The 17,458-nt window shown below is 67.4% G+C and carries 13 protein-coding genes; 6 read left to right on the top strand and 7 right to left on the bottom strand.

What is annotated here, in order from left to right:
- Window positions 1–59 precede the first annotated feature (59 nt).
- The 3 genes from KRR26_RS22905 (at window position 60) to KRR26_RS22895 (ending at window position 4,196) form a co-directional block, all read left to right on the top strand.
- Window positions 60–1,574: an ABC transporter substrate-binding protein gene (locus KRR26_RS22905; protein WP_217080818.1), complete on the top strand. Its 1,515-nt coding sequence runs from the start codon at window positions 60–62 to the stop codon at window positions 1,572–1,574.
- Window positions 1,575–1,732: 158 nt separating this feature from the next.
- Entirely contained in the window at window positions 1,733–2,623 is an 891-nt protein-coding gene (locus tag KRR26_RS22900; RefSeq protein WP_217080817.1) for a class I SAM-dependent methyltransferase, read from the top strand.
- Between the two features lie 175 nt (window positions 2,624–2,798).
- Window positions 2,799–4,196, top strand: a complete 1,398-nt coding sequence (locus KRR26_RS22895) for a serine hydrolase domain-containing protein (RefSeq protein ID WP_120206677.1) — start codon at window positions 2,799–2,801, stop codon at window positions 4,194–4,196.
- Here the strand turns inward: KRR26_RS22895 and lnt are convergent.
- Both lnt and KRR26_RS22885 read right to left on the bottom strand, forming a co-directional pair.
- The gene (gene lnt / locus KRR26_RS22890) at window positions 4,136–5,725 is read right to left on the bottom strand and encodes an apolipoprotein N-acyltransferase (protein WP_217080852.1); all 1,590 of its coding nucleotides are present in this window, start codon (window positions 5,723–5,725) and stop codon (window positions 4,136–4,138) included. The two genes, KRR26_RS22895 and lnt, sit on opposite strands and share 61 nt — an antisense overlap.
- A 53-nt stretch (window positions 5,726–5,778) precedes the next feature.
- Complete coding sequence (locus KRR26_RS22885; protein ID WP_120206676.1) at window positions 5,779–6,420, bottom strand: hypothetical protein; 642 nt, start codon at window positions 6,418–6,420, stop codon at window positions 5,779–5,781.
- 104 nt (window positions 6,421–6,524) lie between these two features.
- On the opposite strand from KRR26_RS22885, the gene KRR26_RS22880 reads away from it, so the two are divergent.
- Window positions 6,525–7,439, top strand: a complete 915-nt coding sequence (locus KRR26_RS22880; protein WP_236069050.1) for a hypothetical protein — start codon at window positions 6,525–6,527, stop codon at window positions 7,437–7,439.
- A gap of 67 nt (window positions 7,440–7,506) precedes the next feature.
- Here the strand turns inward: KRR26_RS22880 and KRR26_RS22875 are convergent, their stop codons facing one another.
- Window positions 7,507–8,592 carry an SGNH/GDSL hydrolase family protein gene (locus KRR26_RS22875; protein ID WP_120206675.1) on the bottom strand — a complete coding sequence of 362 codons (1,086 nt, stop codon included), beginning with the start codon at window positions 8,590–8,592 and terminating at the stop codon, window positions 7,507–7,509.
- A 195-nt stretch (window positions 8,593–8,787) separates the two neighbouring features.
- On the opposite strand from KRR26_RS22875, the gene KRR26_RS22870 reads away from it, so the two are divergent.
- Window positions 8,788–10,077, top strand: coding sequence for a chloride channel protein (locus tag KRR26_RS22870; RefSeq protein ID WP_217080816.1), 1,290 nt, complete (start codon window positions 8,788–8,790; stop codon window positions 10,075–10,077).
- A gap of 29 nt (window positions 10,078–10,106) precedes the next feature.
- Here KRR26_RS22870 and KRR26_RS22865 read toward each other — a convergent pair whose 3' ends face one another.
- Entirely contained in the window at window positions 10,107–10,538 is a 432-nt protein-coding gene (locus tag KRR26_RS22865; RefSeq protein WP_233577027.1) for a winged helix-turn-helix transcriptional regulator, read from the bottom strand.
- Window positions 10,539–10,679: 141 nt separating this feature from the next.
- Between KRR26_RS22865 and KRR26_RS22860 the strand changes: the two genes are divergently transcribed.
- Window positions 10,680–11,972 (top strand): MFS transporter, encoded by a 1,293-nt coding sequence (locus KRR26_RS22860; protein WP_236069048.1) that lies wholly within the window; start codon window positions 10,680–10,682, stop codon window positions 11,970–11,972.
- A 42-nt stretch (window positions 11,973–12,014) separates the two neighbouring features.
- Here the strand turns inward: KRR26_RS22860 and KRR26_RS22855 are convergent, their stop codons facing one another.
- The 3 genes from KRR26_RS22855 to KRR26_RS22845 all read right to left on the bottom strand — a co-directional run bounded on the left by KRR26_RS22855 (window position 12,015) and on the right by KRR26_RS22845 (window position 17,351).
- Window positions 12,015–14,090 carry a putative metal-binding motif-containing protein gene (locus KRR26_RS22855; RefSeq protein WP_120206671.1) on the bottom strand — a complete coding sequence of 692 codons (2,076 nt, stop codon included), beginning with the start codon at window positions 14,088–14,090 and terminating at the stop codon, window positions 12,015–12,017.
- The gene (locus KRR26_RS22850; RefSeq protein WP_217080813.1) at window positions 14,087–14,956 is read right to left on the bottom strand and encodes a hypothetical protein; all 870 of its coding nucleotides are present in this window, start codon (window positions 14,954–14,956) and stop codon (window positions 14,087–14,089) included. The genes KRR26_RS22855 and KRR26_RS22850 overlap by 4 nt, the downstream gene beginning before the upstream one ends.
- Before the next feature lie 142 nt (window positions 14,957–15,098).
- Window positions 15,099–17,351, bottom strand: a complete 2,253-nt coding sequence (locus KRR26_RS22845) for a putative metal-binding motif-containing protein (protein WP_217080811.1) — start codon at window positions 17,349–17,351, stop codon at window positions 15,099–15,101.
- Between the last annotated feature and the right edge of the window lie 107 nt (window positions 17,352–17,458).

Here is a 17,458-nt window from a genome sequence, read left to right as displayed (position 1 = left end):
GCGATATGAATCTCCCTGACGACGCCCATCTGAGTGTCGTCGAAAGGGATTCCCACACAATGAAGATGTCATTGATTTCCCTCGGCCTGATGGCCGGAATGACTGGGGTCGGCTGCGCGGGCCTCGACGAGACCGAGGCCGTGCCCCCCTCCGTGGCAACGGACGCGACCGCCCAGGCCCCCCAGGGCCTGGTCACGCAGGTCACCGGTACCAGCCCCGTCTCCTTCGTCGCCTTCTCGAGCACTGAAACAAAGCCATACAATCAATCCACAACCTCGGTGCTGGCCTACACGCGGGACTCGACCACGGGAGCATTCACGGCGTATCCGGGCTCGGGCGCCGCGGACGGAACCATCTCGGTGCCCAACGTCCCGTCCGGCCGCATCTACTTGAAGCTGGGCTCGCGCTACCTGGTGAGCACCGACCGGACGTTCGACCTGGGCTCCACCAAGTGGGGCCGCGACGGAACCTTCGTCTCGGTCCCCACGCCCGTTACGGTCTCTGCCACCGGCCTGTCTCCCTGGCAGTCGGGAGACTTCCTGGACATGTATTCGTTGAACACGGGCACGTACGGATACGCCGACAGCAACGCCACGACGGGACGCCCGCTCTCGGGCGCCACGTCCTTGTCCGGGCTGACCTTCGACTACGCCACCATGCGCAACCCCGTCCTGCTCGACACCAGCCTCGGGGATAAGCTCTCGCTGGCGCAGATGCGCTGGCAGACCACCGCCAACGGCGTGCCCTACCGCGCAATGCACAAGGTGATGCTCGCGGACGTGACGCAGGTGGCGGGACAGCCCGTCACCGTCAACGGGACCTTCACGCAGCCCTCGGCAACGGGCACCTTCTCGGTGGATTGGAGACGCTCCGCCTTCGACGCCCTCCACACCCAGGTGAACCCTGACGCGGTCAGTACGTACAACGAGATCTGGATGTCCGCGCGTCCTGCCGCGGTGGGCTCCGCGCTGTCGGCCCTCAGCGGGCCGCCCTTGCTCGTGACGCTCAACCCGGATGCGCAGAAGACCGACCTCGTCACGGGGCCCATGGCCTACAACAACCCGCTTCCGTCGACGTGGCAGAAGATGGCCTTCGCCATCGCGGGCTTCACGAAGGACTACGCGCTGGGAAGCGCGGCGCCTTACTCCATGAACGTGGAGATCCGCGTGGAGCAGGAGGCGAGCGCCTTCACGGCCGCGCCCGTGGAGCCCCTCATCGGGCCGGTGCAGTCGCCCCAGGTGAACACGCGAGGCGCGTTCCAGAACCTCACCGGCGTGGGAACCGATGCATCGCTGCGCTGGTCGAAGCCGCTGATTGGCACAGCCACGAACTACGTGGTGAACATCTACCGGCTCGGCACGAGCAATGGTGCCACCACTGCAACAAACGTGGCGGTGCTCCACACGGATCTCCAAAGCGTGTACCTGCCGCCGGATGTGCTCCAGGCGGGACAGACCTACTTCGCTGAGATTCAGAGCTGGTACCAGCCCGGTTCGAACCTGGCCACGAGCCCGTTCAAGCGCGCGCTGCCTCGAGCCCGCGCCAGCGTGCTCACCGGCACCTTCAGCCCGTAGCCGTTGATGTTCCAGGAAGGGAGGGGGCTCGCTCCCTCCCTTCCTCACGAGGCACCTCGCCGCAGCGAACCTGCGCCGTTGCTCGCCCGAGGAGCATGCGGGCAACGGCGTGTTTGACGCTTCCAGAGGCGACACCCGATAGTGCACGCCCGACGCCCATGCGCACCCCCTTCTACGCCGCCTGCCCCGTCTGCGAGGCCACCGAGTCTCGCGAGGTCATCACCTACCGCGAGCTGTCCTTCGGGCGGTGCACGGGCTGCGGCCTCATCTACAAGCGCGAGCAGGTCCCCGGGCTGGGAGATGGCTACGAGGAGAAGTACTTCAAACACAACCGCGCCAAGTACCTGGGCCGCTGGGACCACCGGGTGCGCAAGTGCGAGCGGCAGGTGCTCGCCTGTCTGGAGTACGCGCCGCACGCGAAGGACCTGCTCGACGTGGGGTGCTCGGCGGGCTACGTGCTGGAGGCCGCGCAGCGGCTGGGCCTGAGCGCCACGGGGCTGGACTACTCGCGCTTCACGGTGGACCTGTGCCGCGAGCGGGGGTACCGCGCCGAGTACGGCTCGCTGACGCAGCTGCCCTTCCCGGACGCCTCGTTCGACATCATCACGCTCAAGCACACGCTGGAGCACGTGGACCAGCCCATGAGCGGGCTGCGTGAGCTCCAGCGCGTGCTGCGCCCGGGTGGCGTGGCCTTCGTCATCGTTCCGGACGCGGCCTATTACAAAATCATCGTCATGCCACGGCGCGGTCGCTCCTTCCGCCCGGACCGCCGCGGCTGGCAGCACCATGTCTATTTCTACGAGAAGAACCTCGCGGACGCGTGCGCGCGCGCGGGCATGGTCCCGGTGAAGGCAGGCAAGGACATCCTGCGCCGGCGGCTGGCGAAGGGGCTGCGCGCGCCCTACGAGTACGTCCGCTTCGCGTTGCAGTGGGCCTGGGTCCAGGTCTGCCGCGTCACGCACCTGCGCCGTGAGATCCAGGTCATCGCGCAGCGGCCCGCCGCGCCCGCGCTGCCCGAGGCCCGCACGCCAGCGCAGCCCGCCGCCTGAGCGGGCCCCCGCGGGCCGCGCCGCGAGGCCGCCTCACGTCTGGGCCGACGCATGGGTCGCGACCCAGCGATGCGTGGTGCACACCTCACAGCCAACGCCCTGCCCAAGGCCCTCGCGCCGTGCTCTGGTGCACGGAGCCCCGCCACCTGAAGGCTGGCGGCGAGACAGGAGCCCCATGCACCGCCTCCGTCCCCTGTTCGTGATGTTCGCGCTGTATGGCTTCGCGAGCGCAGCCGCAGCTCCCTCGCCCGCGGTGCGGGACCGCATTGACTCCTTCGTGCGCGCGGAGCTGGCGCGGCAGCACATCCCCGGCCTCGGCATCGGCGTGGTGAGCCACGGCAAGGTCCTCCTCGTGAAGGGCTATGGCTTCGCCAACCTGGAGCACGACGCGCGCGTGGAGCCCCGGACGCTCTTCCAGTCCGGCTCCCTGGGCAAGCAGTTCACCGCGATGGCGGTGATGCTCCAGGTCGAGGCGGGGAAGCTCGCGCTGAGCGACTCGGTGAAGAAGTTCTTCCCGGACGCGCCGGCCTCTTGGGACGGCATCACCGTGCGCCACCTGCTGACGCACACCTCCGGCATCGCGGACCTCGAGGGCCTGCTCGACCCGCGCAAGGACTTCACGGACGAGGAGCTGGTGCGCTTCATCTACACCTTGCCCATCGAGTTCCCCGTCGGCACGCGGTGGAACTACAGCAACACCGGCTATGACCTGCTCGGCATCATCGTGACCCGCGTCGCGGGCACGTCGTATCTCAACGTCCTCCGCGACCGGGTCTTCCAGCCCGCGGGGATGACGACGGCGCGAGGCATCAGCGAGGACGACGTCATCCCGCACCGCGCCAGTGGCTATCGCATGGTGAACGGCGTGGTGAAGAACCAGGAATGGGTCGCGCCCTCACTGAACACCACGGCGGACGGCTCGCTCTATGTGTCTGTGCAGGACCTGGTGGCGTGGGACGCGGCCGTGCAGCGACACGCCATCCTCACGCCGGAGAGCTGGAAGGAGATCCTCACGCCCGTGCGGCTCGCGAGCGGCGCCACCTATCCGTATGGCTTTGGTTGGCAGGTGACCGAGCGCGGCGGACAGCCCCTCCATCAACACACGGGCGCATGGCAGGGCTTCACCAGCGCGTTCGCGCGATACCTCGGCGATTCGCTGTCCATCATCGTCCTGGCCAACTCCGCCGACGCGCACTCCGGGCTCATCGCGGAGGGCATCGCCGCCATCGTGAATCCCGCGCTCGGCCCGTCACGGCTCGCGCCCATCGAGGACCATGAGCCCCAGGTGACCGCAAGGCTCACCACGCTGCTCGGACAGGTCCGGGCCGGGACGCTCGACGCGAAGGACTTCGCCTATGCGCGCGCGAACGTCTTCCAGGAGCTCACCAAGGCCTATCAGGCCTTCATGAAGCCCCTGCCTCCCGAGGGACCGCTGGTGCTCGCGGAGCGCACCACGGTCGGCGATGACCGCGTGTACACGTACATGGTGGCGTTCGGTCCGAAGACGTACCGCTACATCGTGACGCTCACCCCGGATGACCGCATCGCTTCCATCCGGCTGCGCGAGAAGTAACCGCGCGCGCCCACGCCCAGCACCAGCGACAGGAGCAGCGCCACCGGGCCCAGCCAGTCCCCCCACGCCAGCGCCAGCGACGTCAGCGGCGCTGTCGTCGGAACACTCAGCGGCAGGCTCGCGCGCTGCTGGTCCTCCACCTCCGCGAGCACCGCGCCCGTGGGGTCGATGAGCGCGGAGATGCCCGAGTTCGTCACGCGCACCTGGGGCCGCCGCGTCTCGATGCTGCGGAAGGCCGCGTGCATGAGGTGCAGCCGAGGCGCGGGCGTGCCGCTGAACCAGGAGTCGTTCGACAGCGTCAGCAACAGCTCCGCGCCCTGTCGGACCTCCTCCGCGACGTAGCCCGGGAAGATGGACTCGTAGCAGATGAGCGGCGCGACCTTGAGCACGCGCCCCTCGCGCAATGGGAGCGCCACCACGCGCGGCCCCGGTCCCCGCTTCCAGTAGCCAGTCCACGGCAACCACTCGCGCAGCGTGGGCGAGTCCACGGACTCGGGCACCCACTCCGTCAGCGGGAACAGCATCGTCTTTCGATAGGCCGTGTGCGTCAGTCCGCCGTGACCATCCGGGCCCAGGAACATGGCCGCGTTGAACTCGCGCTCGCCCTCCAGGTCATACGTGCCGAACACGAGCGGCACGCCGGACCGCGTGACGAAGGCGCGAATCTCATCATCGAGCGCCGCGCCGTCCTCGCTCTTCGGCACGCCGAACGTGGTCGGATACACCGTCTCCGGCCACACGAGCAGGTCCACCGGACCGCTCCGCAACAGCGCGTCCGACAGCGCGTAGTGCGTGTCCAGGATCATCCGCACCACGTCGTAGGTGCCGCGCTCCGCCGCGAGCTTCTCGTAGTGGGTGATGTTGGCCTGCACCGCGCCCACGCGCAGCCCGGGCCCCGGCGCCACCGCCGCGCGCACTTGTCGCAAGCGCACCGCGCCATAAGCCAGACATCCGAGCCCCACCGCGAGCGCCACCGCCACGGGCCGCACCGCGCGCCGAGCGCCTCCCGCGCGCCACCCCTTCACCGCCGCCAGCACGCACTCGTTGACGACGAGCAACACCAGCGTGAGGCCCGGGGCGCCCGCCACGTCCGCGCCCTGACGCAGCCACTCGGAGGCATAGAAGCCATGGCCCAGCGTCTCCGCGAAGAGCTTGGGCACGAGCCACTCGGAGCCCAGGTACGCGAACCCAGCCACCGCGGGCGGCAACCACGCGCCTCGCGAATCCTCGCCCACCGCGCGACGCGTCCACAGGCGCGCCAGCGCGAAGACGAGGAATTGCGGCTCCAGCAGCGGAGACAGCGCGAGGAACACGGCCCAGCACACCCACGCGGGCGCGCGCGCATACGCGGCGATGGCCTCCGGGAACCACCCGAAGACGGCGGCGTTGAAGCACAGGCTCAGCCACAGCGCCGGCCCCCAGGCCTCACGGGCCGAGCGCGCCGAGTCCACCACCCCAAGCCACGGCACCAGGGCCACCCAGCCCAAGACCACCCAGGGGACCTGCATGCGCGAGACGAGCCACAACATCCCCGTGGTCGCCAGGACGGCCAGGAAGGACCGCGCCCCCCGTCTCGGCAGCCTCACGGAGTGCTCCCCGCCTCTTCCTTTGGCAACTCCAGCATCTGGATGGGCATGCCCGCCGGCGCCATCTCCACGGGCACCACGCGGTTCTCCGGCAACGCGAGCGGCTGTCCATTCGCGTCGAGCGGCTTGTAGTCGGGGTGGAACATCAAGATGGGCGCCACACGCTCGCCGTCATCCGTGGCCTGGTAGTGGCGCATGTAACCCGGAGGCAGCTCGAAGCCCTCGGGCACCAGGATGCCGCGCTTCAGCGGCTTGGTGCCGCGCTGGTACAGCCCCATGCCCGTGGGGCCCGTGTACGGCGCGGCCTGGGGCGCGGGCGGCTCGCTGGGCGCCTCGACCGCCGGGGCCGCGACCTGCGGGGCGGGACGAGACGGCGGCGGCACCTGCGCGCGCGCCACGTAGGGCGCGGGCTCGGGGAGCCGCTCGACGGGAAGAGGCTCCTGCGCGATGGGCGGTGACGCCTCGACCTCCGGTGTCGAGGACATCAACCAGCCGCTCAACACCAGACATGCCACGGTGAAGACGAGCCCACCGCCGACAATCCAGAGCGCCGCGCGACTGCCGGAGCGCTCGGGCGCGACGTGGGTGACTCCGTCGGAATCGATGCGGCGCTGAGGCGATGGAGACGGCGACCGCATGTTCGCTGAGGACCTCCGGGCTGCGTATGCTACGGAGCCCCTCCTCCTGAGGCAATCGACCCGAGGCCGTCGACCGCGCCTCGTCACCCGCCTGAATGCGCCGCATGAACGCGTCCACCGTGCCCGTCTCCGCCGCGCCCGAGGTCATCGACTCCGAGTCCGCCCACGCGACCTTCGCGGTCCATGCCTACCCCACCGCGCTGCGATGGCTGGCCATGCTCGCGCAGGGCGTATCGCTGGGCAGCATCCTCTTCTTCACCGCGCAGCTCTTGAGCGACGTCGTCTCGGGCACGCAGACCGTGCAGCCCGGCCCGGTGGGCCGCGGGCTCGTGTTCGGAGGACTGTTGCCGCTCGCGCTGGTCGCGGTGCTGCGCGGGCTCACGCGCGCCCGCGTGGCCGTGGAGCCCTCGCGGCTGGTGCTCACGCTGCGCGGCGGCGAGCGCTTCGAGCTTCCCTTCGACGCCCTCGCCGGCGTCCACCCGGCCTGGGTGCCCTTGCCCGGTCCAGGCCTCACGCTGCGCCTGCGCACGGGGCGCACCTTCGGCCGCTTCCTGGAGACGCAGGATCCATCCCCGCTGCTCGAGGCCCTCTCGACGCACGGCCCCCTGGGCGCGGCGCGCACGCATCCGCTGGTCCGGTATGCCCAGGCACGACAGGCGATGTGGCTGCGCCGCCCGCACCAGCTCGCGCTGAAGCACGTGGGCGTGCCGCTCCTCATCACGGGCGTCTTCTTCCGCGCGCACCAGTACATCGCGTTCGGCGGTTGGCTGGGCGAGTACCAGATGCACGGGCTCACGGCGTACCTGAAGACCTTCGGGCGCTTCTGGGTGCCCGTGACGCTGAGCCTCGTGCTGTATGCGTGCTTCTGGCGCGCGCTGGCGGAGGTGTTGTCGTTCAGCGCGGCGTGGCTGGGTCCTCGCTGGGCGCGCAACACGCGGCGCGGGGCGGAGTGGCTGTGCCGGCTCGCGTACTACGGCGGCCTGCCCGCGCTGCTCCTCGTGCGCTTCTACCTCATGTGAGGCTCCAGAAACGCGAAGGGCCCCCGCCCCGCGAGCGGAGTCGGAGGCCCCAGCGCGACACGTCAACTCACGGCGTGGCCGGGTTGTACGTGGACATCGACCAGCCCATCTTCTCGTGGCCGAACTGGTTCCAGACCGGGTTCTTGCCACCGGACATCTGCGCGTCCGTGTACGCCGGAGCGGCCGAGCCGGAGCCCGTGCCCGAGAACCAGTTCAGGCTGATGGTGCTGCCCGAGTAGGTCGGGTGCGTGTCATCCGACTGGAGGTAGTCGTAGCTGGTGCTGGCGTTGGCCAGGTGCCCGTTCGAGTCGCGGATGGTGGAGCGCAGCGTGGTGGTGATGCGCGTCACGTAGTCGGCCTCGGACTCACCCTCGACGTAGCGCAGGCCGTCCACGTCCACCTTGCCGTCGCCGTTCGAGTCGTACTCCGCGCCCATCATCTCCGCGAAGGAGTCCGAGCACTTGAAGCCATACTTCGTGGCCAGGCTGCACGTGCGCCAGTTGCTGCGCGCCAGCAGCGGCAGGAACTTGGCCTGCTTGTTCACCTTCTGCCCGGTGACCGAGTCGGTGCAGCCCGTCAGCGTGTCATCCGACGCATAGCCCGGGTAGTAGATGTTGGAGACAATCTTCACCTTGGCCGTGGTCGCGTACTGGTTGATGGCCTGCATGGCCTTCTCCGTGTACGAGGCACACGCGGACAGCGCGCTCTCCAGGCCGCTGTAGTCACACGTGCCGGACTGCCCCGAGAACGCGCTGCGCGCCTGGAGGTAGTCATTGCCACACATCTCGAACACGACGGCGCGCGTGTTGGTGGCCTGCATGTACGACTTCTCGGAGACAATCTTGTTGTTGTAGATGTCGTCCGCCTTCGCGCCGGACTTCGTGCGGCGCACCACCTCCACGTTGCTGCCCCACGTCTTCGCGGCGTACTCACCCTGAATCATCGGCGCCGCGCGACGGGCCACGTCGAAGAGGCCACCCTCATAGCCAGCGTAGATGGAGTCACCGTACGCGACGATGCGGTACGTCGACGACGCCGAGCGGTTGATGGTCCACGAGGTGTTCTGGTTGATGGTGCTCGCCATCGCGCTGCCGCTGACGGTGGCGGCCGCGACCATGGCGGCGAGGGACAAGCTGCTGCGCCGAACAGACATGACCTGCTCCTTGTCGTTTCCGACGGAGGGGGTGGGGTGAGGGGCGCGCAGGCTACAGGGGGTTGATTGGAGAATCACCACCGAAACCCGCAAAAGCTACTCAACGTGAAATTCTTGACGCAGTGTTCCACGGATGACGCGGCCTGCCGCTGGATGACGCATTGTTTCAGACGCGGAGCGCCTACACTGCGCCGCGTGGAACTCTCTCGGAGCGCGCGGGCGCTGGCGCAGTGGTTGGCCTTGGGCAGCGTGGTGGGCGGGGTGTGCGGCGTCGCATCCGCGGTCTTCCTCTTCTTGCTGGAGAAGGCCACCGAGTGGCGGACAGGCCACGAGGAGATGGTCTACCTGCTGCCCGTGGCGGGGCTCGTGCTGGGCGCGCTGTACGGGAAGTGGGGCCACGCCATCCGGGGCGGCAACAACCTGGTCATCGACACGGTGCACGCGGGTGACGCGCAGATTCCGGTGCGCATGGCGCCCATGGTGTTGCTGGGCACGGTGCTGACGCACCTGTTCGGAGGCAGCGCGGGGCGCGAGGGCACCGCGGTGCAGATGGGCGCGAGCCTCGCGGATGCGATTGCGCATCGCCTGCGCGTGACGGTGGAGACGCGGCGCGAGCTGTTGGCCGCGGGCATCGCGGGGGGCTTCGGCTCCGTGTTCGGCACGCCCATCGCGGGGACGGTGTTCGGGCTGGAGGTGGTGTGCGTGGGGCGGCTCGGTTACGAGGCGCTCCTGCCCGCGCTGGTCGCGGCGGTGGTGGGCGACCTGGTGACGCGCGGCCTGGGCATCCACCACACGGCCTACCCCCTCCCCTCGGCGCTGCCGCTCACGTGGCCCATGGTGGGCAAGTGGCTGGTGTTCGCGGTGGCGGTGGCGGGCGTGGCGGTGTTGTTCGTCGAGGGCACTCACCGGACGAAGAAGCTGCTGGAGCGGCGCGTGCCGTGGCTTCCGGTGCGCATGGCGCTGGGCGGCCTGGGCGTGGTGGCCCTGTGGAAGCTGGCGGGCACGGACGACTATCTGGGGTTGGGCGTGCCGGGCATCGTGCGCGCGTTCCAGGACCCGACGCTGCCCGGGTCCGCGTTCGCGTGGAAGCTGGTGTTCACGGTGGTGACGCTGGGCGCGGGCTTCCTGGGCGGGGAGGTGACGCCGCTGTTCTTCATCGGCGCAGCGCTGGGGAACCTGCTGGCGCGGCTGCTCCATCTGCCGGTGGAGATGGGCGCGGCGGTGGGGATGGCGGCGCTGTTCGCCGCGGCGGCCAATACCCCGCTCGCGCTGTCCATCATGGCGGTGGAGCTCTTGGGCAGCACGGTGTTGCCCCACGTGGCCATCGTCTCGGTCGTGGCGTATCTGCTCACGGGCCACCGCGGCATCTATCCCGCGCAGCGCATCGCGAGGCTGAAGCACGGCGGCCCGCTGCTGGAGCGACTCACGCCCCTGCGCGAGCTGCCCAGCGAGCCCGCGAAGCCCGCCGCCGCCCCGGGCCCCTGAGTCACGCGGGGACGTGAGGCTCGCGGGCCCTATCGCTTCGCGCGAGCCTTGCGCACCGGGGCCTTCTTCACGACCGCGTCGTCCGGGCCCAGCAGCCGTCCATCCTGCGCGGGCAGTTGCAACCTGCGCACGGGCCGCTCGGCGGAGAGGTCCACCAGCACGGAGCGCTCCTCTCCCGGCGCGAAGCAGTGGTCCTCGCCCCATTGGCGCAGCCCCACCACGACGTGGAAGAGCCCACGGCCTTTCGGCGTCAGCACATACTCCTGATACGCGCTGCCATCCGACGCGGGCGCCAGCTCCAGGACGCCCTCCGCCACCAGCAAGCGCAACCGCGCCGCCAGGATGTTCTTCGCCAGGCCGAGGCTCTTCTGGAACTCACCGAACCGGCGAAGCCCATCGAACGCATCGCGCACGATGAGCAGGGACCAACCGTCGCCCACGGCATCCAGCGCCCGGGCCACGGGGCAAGGCGTTCCCTCCAACCGAGTCCGCTTCATCCCTCAAACCTAGCGGCCCCAAATCTGGTTGCAACCTGAAACCGGCCTCGCTACCCCTGAGCTGGTTTCAAAACGAAACCACATGACGGAGTGACGAGGATGCGGATGGAGCAGCGGGGTGCGAGGGGCGAGGAGGCGGACGGAGAACTGGCGACGCAGGCGGGGCAGGAAGTCACGCCTCCGCTGACTCGCTCGGTCGTGCTGTTGTTCGCCGTGGCATGCGGGCTGTCCGTGGCGAATGTCTATTATGCCCAGCCGCTGCTCCAGGCGATGGCGGTCGAGCTGGGCATTCCCGCGGCGTCGATCGGCATCGTCGTCACCGTGACTCAGGCGGGCTATGGGCTCGGGCTGCTCCTGGTGGTGCCGCTGGGAGATGTCGTGGAGCGCCGGCGACTCATCATGGGACAGCTCCTGTTGTCCGTGGGCGCGCTGGTCCTGGTGGGGTTCGCGCACACTCGGGGAGGGCTGCTCCTGGGCATGGCCGTGGTGGGGCTCCTCGCGGTGGTGACCCAGGTGCTCGTGGCCTTCGCGGCGACCCTGGCATCGGCCGAGCAGCGCGGAACCGTGGTGGGCACGGTGACGGGGGGCGTGGTGCTCGGCATCCTCGTGGCGCGCACGGTGTCGGGCGTGGTCGCGGACCTCGCGGGCTGGCGCGCGGTGTATCTGCTCTCCGCGCTGCTCACGGTGGGGATGGCGGCGGCGCTGTTCCGCGTGCTGCCCCGGCACGCGCCAGCGGAAGCGGCCCTGTCCTATTCGCGGCTGCTTCGCTCGGTGTTCGACCTGTTCGTGCAGGAGCGACTGCTGCGCGTTCGTGGCGTGCTCGCCATGCTCATCTTCGCGGCGTTCAGCACCTTCTGGACGTCCCTGGTGCTTCCGCTCAGCGCGCCACCGCTTTCGCTTTCAGCGACCCAAGTGGGCCTGTTCGGACTGGTGGGAGCCGCGGGCGCGCTGGGGGCCGTGCGAGCAGGACAGCTCGCGGACCGAGGCTTGGGACAAGCGACCACGGGGAGCGCCTTGGTGCTCTTGTGGGTGTCGTGGCTGCCCATCGGGCTCTTGGGCGACTCCCTGTGGGCCCTGGTGGTGGGAGTCATTCTTTTGGACCTCGCCATCCAAGCCGTGCACGTCACCAACCAGAGCATGCTCTACAGCGTGCGCCCCGAGGCTCGCAGTCGGCTCGTCGCGGGCTACATGTTTTTCTATTCCGTGGGGAGCGGGGCGGGCGCCATCGCCTCGACGCTCGCGTATGCGCACTGGGGATGGACCGGGGTCTGCGTGCTGGGCGCGAGCTTCAGCGCGGGTGCCCTGACCTTCTGGGCCTTCACCCGCGCGCCCCCGAAACAGACGCGTGGTCCAGTCCGAGTGACCACGCCCTCCAGCTACGAGACGAGCGGACCGTGAATCCGTCAGGGCGCGCGGAGACTCCGCGCGCCCTGACGCGTCTCACTCCGGGAAGTGGATGACGCGGTTGTTGGGACCCACCGCCCAGTAGTCCCAGATGTTCGAGCCATCCGTGCGCGGCACGACCACCAGGTCCCGCAGCTCGCCGCCACCGTTGACCCGTGTGATCCAACCATTCGGGGACAACCAACGGACTGCGCCCAGCACATCTGTCGTGTAGACCGTCGATTCATCCAATGCCCACACACTCGTGAGACTAAAATTGACCGTGGGATCCGGATTAGCGAATGCCCATGAGGAAGCCCCATCCCAACGCAACATGGCTCCATTCGTACCTACTGCGTAGGCATGCGATGCATCCCACGACCACACCTTATTGATGATTGTTTTGGTCGGTGTATTCGAGTCAACCGCATGTAGCGTGGACCCGGGGTTTACCACGCTCCCATCGGCAGACAGCAGCGCAGGGGTAGGAATCGAAAGGTTTCCCGTGAATCCAACCAGCAGAAGATGAGCCGCATCATGCCCGTGAATGTCCTGATAGTTCGGCGCACGCCCCGATTTGTATTTGAGCGAGGTCCCCACAATCCATTGATAGAGATGCCCCTGATCATTCACAACATAGACGGTAGTCACACCATTCTCGACGAAACCAATGATGCCACTGAGTGGATTGTTCGAGTGCTGTGCCCCCTCCGCTATCGTGGTGGAGAGGCCTGAACAGGCTGCATCTCCCAGTTTGAAGACTGCGATGTTTCCACCGGCCCCCGCCAGGAAGATCGCTCCATCGGGCCTTACCCAAGCAGCTCGCCAGTCAAAGCTGCCGCACTTCCCATTCCAGCTCACGAACTGCGAACTGGCTGTCTCACGAACAGCCATTGCGCCACCCGCGCCAGCGATCCACACGGGATAGCCCGAGGGCGCAGTCGCCACCGTGTTCCACGTCGTCCCCGCCGCCAGCACAGCATCCGCGACCTGACCCCACCCCTTGTCCCCGCAGATACCGGAGGGCCGGGCCTCCTCACTCGTTCCGGCCGAGCAGTTGTTGTCTCGGTCGTCGCAGATCTCCGTGTTGCCAGGGAAATTGTGCGGGTCCTTGTCGTCGCAGTCGTTGCTGCTCAGGACGTATCCAGCCGGATACCCTCCGAATGGACACGCCTTCAGGGCATCCGCAGCATTCGCCGAACCGACCCCGTCGCTGTCCGAGTCACGGTGATAAGTCACCGGCGGGGGGGCGTTGCATACGAGCCCATCCTGGTTCGCGTTGCACACCAACGCCCCCCCACACACGTCGTTGGTGCAGGACTTGTCCTTGTCCGGGAACGTCTCGTCGATGCCACCCGTGCAGTTGTCATCAATGCCGTTGCACTTCTCGGTCGCGAGAGGGTTGATCCCCGCATTGTTGTCGTTACAGTCGAACCCATTCCCCTCCGCGCGCTTCGCCACGTAGCCAGTGGGCTTCGCGCAGTTCACGGCTCGGGCCGTCACGTCGCCAAAACCGTCACCGTCCGCGTCTCGAAACCACTCCTGGATCAAGCCCTCGTCCTTGACTCCGTTGCAGTTGTCGTCGATCTCGTTGCAGATCTCCGTCGCCCCCGGGTGGATGTCCTTCGCTTTGTCATTGCAATCGAAGCCTCCCCCAGTCTCCGCCACATAGCCGGCGGGCGCGGAACACAGCTCCTTCATCTGACTCTGATCGCCGTAACCATCTCCGTCTTCGTCCCGGTAGTACTTCGTCTTCGGCAGGCCCTCATCCGCCAAGCCGCCACAGTTGTTCACCAGCCCATCGCAGAGTTCCTTCGCGCCCGGATAGGTACTTGGGTTCGTGTCGTCACAATCGTCATTCGACGTCGCATAACCTGCGGGTGCACGACCACAAAACACCTCCGCGGGCCTTCCCATCGCGCCGTGACCGTCTCGGTCTGCATCTGGATACGCTTGAACGACTGCGCCGTCGCAGGGCTGACAGGTTCCCTGAATGCACACGGAGCCACTGGCACAGACATGCTGCGCATTGCAGGCGCGTGCGCTCCCACCCTGGAGTTCGTCCAAACCCGGCACCGTGCACGCCATCACGCCCCACAACAAACCCAGTCCACAGAGTGTCAGGCGGCTCATCGCGCCACCTCCACAGAGGCCACTGACTCGCTCGGAGTCAGCAGCCACGTCACCACCGCCCCCACTGCCACGGCGCCTGCTACCCCGAAGAGGATGTTCGCTGTCCGCGCGGTGCTCTCTGCCTGAGTGTGATGAAGGATGAGCTCGTCCTGAAACTGCGCCTTGCGCGCATCCGCCACATGACCTCGTGACGACACGCCAAAGACGGAACCCACCCCACCCGCCACCACGCCCGCCCCCAAGAGCGACCACGTCACTGTCGAGACTCGACGACCGCTCGCGGCTCCACTGCGTGTCGTGTCACCCCTGAGGGTGAGCACCTCTGAAGGTGCGGAGGACGCCACGGGAGCGGACTCAGCCGGAGCGGCCGCTCGCAGCGGGTCCTCAGCCACGAGAGCTACTGACCCGACCTGCGGCTTCTCCACGTCCACGGACAGAGGCTTGGACGTCGCGACCGTCTTGCTCGCGGGGGTGGCTGCGGTGCGACGAGCGAGTTCCTGGCGCGCCTTCACTCGCTCCGCCTCGAACTCGCGCTCCACCTTCGGAGAGACCTTCAGCGGAAGCCGGGCCTCGGGCTGCCGAAGCAGCGCGGACCGGAATGCGCTGCGGGCAGTCTCCCAGCGCCCCAAGTCCGCACACACGATGCCTTCGAGCAGGAACACCGCGGTGTCATCGGAGGCGCCTCGCGAGGACTGGTGGGCCCGCTTGAGCAAACCCAACGCCTGCTCATATTCCAGGTCTTCGTAGAGGCGGACCGCTTCGCGAAGCTGTCGGTCCAACGCCTCCGTGGCCTGCGCCAAGCGCGGCACCCCCATCAACCCGCAGATGAGGAGCGCTGCAATCCCCCGGTCCATGATTCGTGCCATGGACCGACACTATCGGGAACACTCAAAACCATCCAGACATGCCAGAGCAGCATTCCTGGCGTTCAATACTGAACCTTGTCACTGAAGGCCCAGGGGCTGCACTCCCGCCACGACGGATGCGTGGCGGGAGGAACTTCCGGAACTATTCCGGGAAGTGGATGACGCGGTTGTTGGGACCCACCGCCCAGTAATCCCAGATGTTCGAGCCGTCCGTGCGCGGTACGACCACCAGGTCCCGCAGCTCGCCGCCCGAATTGTACCGCGTGTTCCAACCACTCGGGGACAGCCAACGGATCACTCCGGACGTGTCTGTCAAATAAACAGAGGCGTCGTCCATCGCCCACACACTGCTGAACTCCAGATTGAGCCCGCCAGGGTTCACTGGCGTCCACGTGCTCACGCCGTCCCATCTCACAATCGCGCCCTGTGTCCCCACGGCATACGCATGGGTCGCATCCCAAGCCCAAACCTTGTTGAACAACACCTTGTTGCTATTGGGCAGAGCACTGGCGAACGAGTGCAACGTCGTTCCAGGCGTTGTTTGGGTGACATCCGTTGAGAACAACGCCGGAGTGGGATTCGAAGAGTTTCCCGTGTATCCAGCCACCAGGACGTGCGTCATGTCGAACCCGTGGATGTCCTGGTACTTGCGCCCACTGACATCGAGTTTGGCCGTCAAGGCCTGACCGACACGCCACTCGTAGACCTGGCCATCGTCATTCACCACGTAGACCAGTGTGTTGCCGCCGCTCATGAAGCCAATGATTCCTGTGAGCGGATGATTCGAGGTTGTCCCTCCCGTCGCTGCCGCGGTGGAGAGGCTGGCACAGGCTGAATCTCCCAGTTTGAAGACTGCGATGTTTCCACCGGCCCCCGCCAGGAAGATCGCTCCATCGGGCCTTACCCAAGCAGCTCGCCAGTCAAAGCTGCCGCACTTCCCGTTCCAGCTCACGAACTGCGAACTGGCTGTCTCACGAACAGCCATTGCGCCACCCGCGCCAGCGATCCACACGGGATAGCCCGAGGGGGCAGTCGCCACCGTGTTCCACGTCGTCCCCGCCGCCAGCACAGCATCCGCGACCTGACCCCACCCCTTGTCCCCGCAGATACCGGAGGGCCGGGCCTCTTCATTCGTTCCGGCCGAGCAGTTGTTGTCTCGGTCGTCGCAGATCTCCGGGTTGCCAGGGAAATTGTGCGGGTCCTTGTCGTCGCAGTCATCGCTACTCGTAACATACCCAGCCGGCTTTCCATTGGGCGGGCACACCTTCAGCGCATCTGCCGAATTCGACGAACCGGACCCATCGTCGTCCGCGTCACGGTGATAGGTCACCGGCGCGAGGGCGTTGCACATGAGCCCATCCTGGTTCGCGTTGCATACCAACTTGCCAACGCACACATCGTTGGTGCAGGACTTGTCCTTGTCCGGGAACGTCTCATCGATGCCACCCGTGCAGTTGTCATCGACGCCGTTGCACTTCTCCGTCGCGAGCGGGTTGATGGCTGCATCGGAGTCGTTGCAGTCGAATCCACTTCCCTCGCTGCGCTTCGCCACGTAGCCCGCGGGCTTCGCACAATTCACGAGCCAGGCTGTTGCGTCTCCAAACCCGTCGCCGTCAGCGTCCCTGAACCACTCCTGGTCCAGGCCCTCGTCCTTGACTCCGTTGCAGTTATCGTCGATCTCGTTGCAGATCTCCGTCGCCCCCGGGTGGATGTCCTTCGCTTTGTCATTGCAATCGAAGACTCCCCCGGTCTCCGCCACGTAGCCGGCGGGCGCGGAGCACAGCTCCTTCATCTGACTCTGATCGCCGTAACCATCCCCGTCTTCGTCCCGGTAGTACTTCGTCTTCGGCAGACCCTCGTCCACCTGACCGCCGCAGTTGTTCACCACCCCGTCGCAGAGTTCCTTCGCGCCTGGGTACGTGTCCGCGCGTGAGTCATCGCAGTCCGTGCCGCCGCCGCCGTCACGCATGGCCACGTAGCCGTCCCCATCCGCGTCCGGCGTGATGAGCGCGACGTCCCACGACTGCTTGCCCGCGTCCTTGAACGCGAACGACTTCGTGGAGCTGTCCACCGGCGTCGCCAGGGGCATTCCCGCCGCCGTGGCCGTGCAGTCCTTCAGCTCGAACGCCGTGACGTTGATCTCCACGTCACGCCCCCAGTCCGCCTTGCGGTAGACCGCCACCGTCACGGGCTTCGAGCTGTCCGATCGATCGGCCGCGTTCACCCGGGCCAGGGCCTCCTTGCCCAAGCCGTCACGCGCTCGCACCACGAAGCAGCCCTTCTTGAAGGACGTGTCGTAGGCGACGTTGACGGCGATCGCGGCTTCGTTCGCGGCCGGTTCACGGTTGCAGGCCAGGAGCAACAACGGGAGCAGGAATAGGGCTTTGCGACGCATGGTGCGGCAGTCTAGCGCATCACCCCATTCCGCCCACCGCTCACCCCATGGGCCATGACAGCCGCGCCCGAGTTCGCAAACCGCTCCCGACCTCGGGCGCCTGCCTG

The sequence above is a fragment of the Citreicoccus inhibens genome, assembly GCF_019039035.1.
Taxonomy (GTDB): Bacteria; Myxococcota; Myxococcia; order Myxococcales; family Myxococcaceae; genus Citreicoccus; species Citreicoccus inhibens.
Note: the sequence above shows the minus strand (reverse complement) of the source record. Positions and strands in the feature narration are given on the sequence as shown.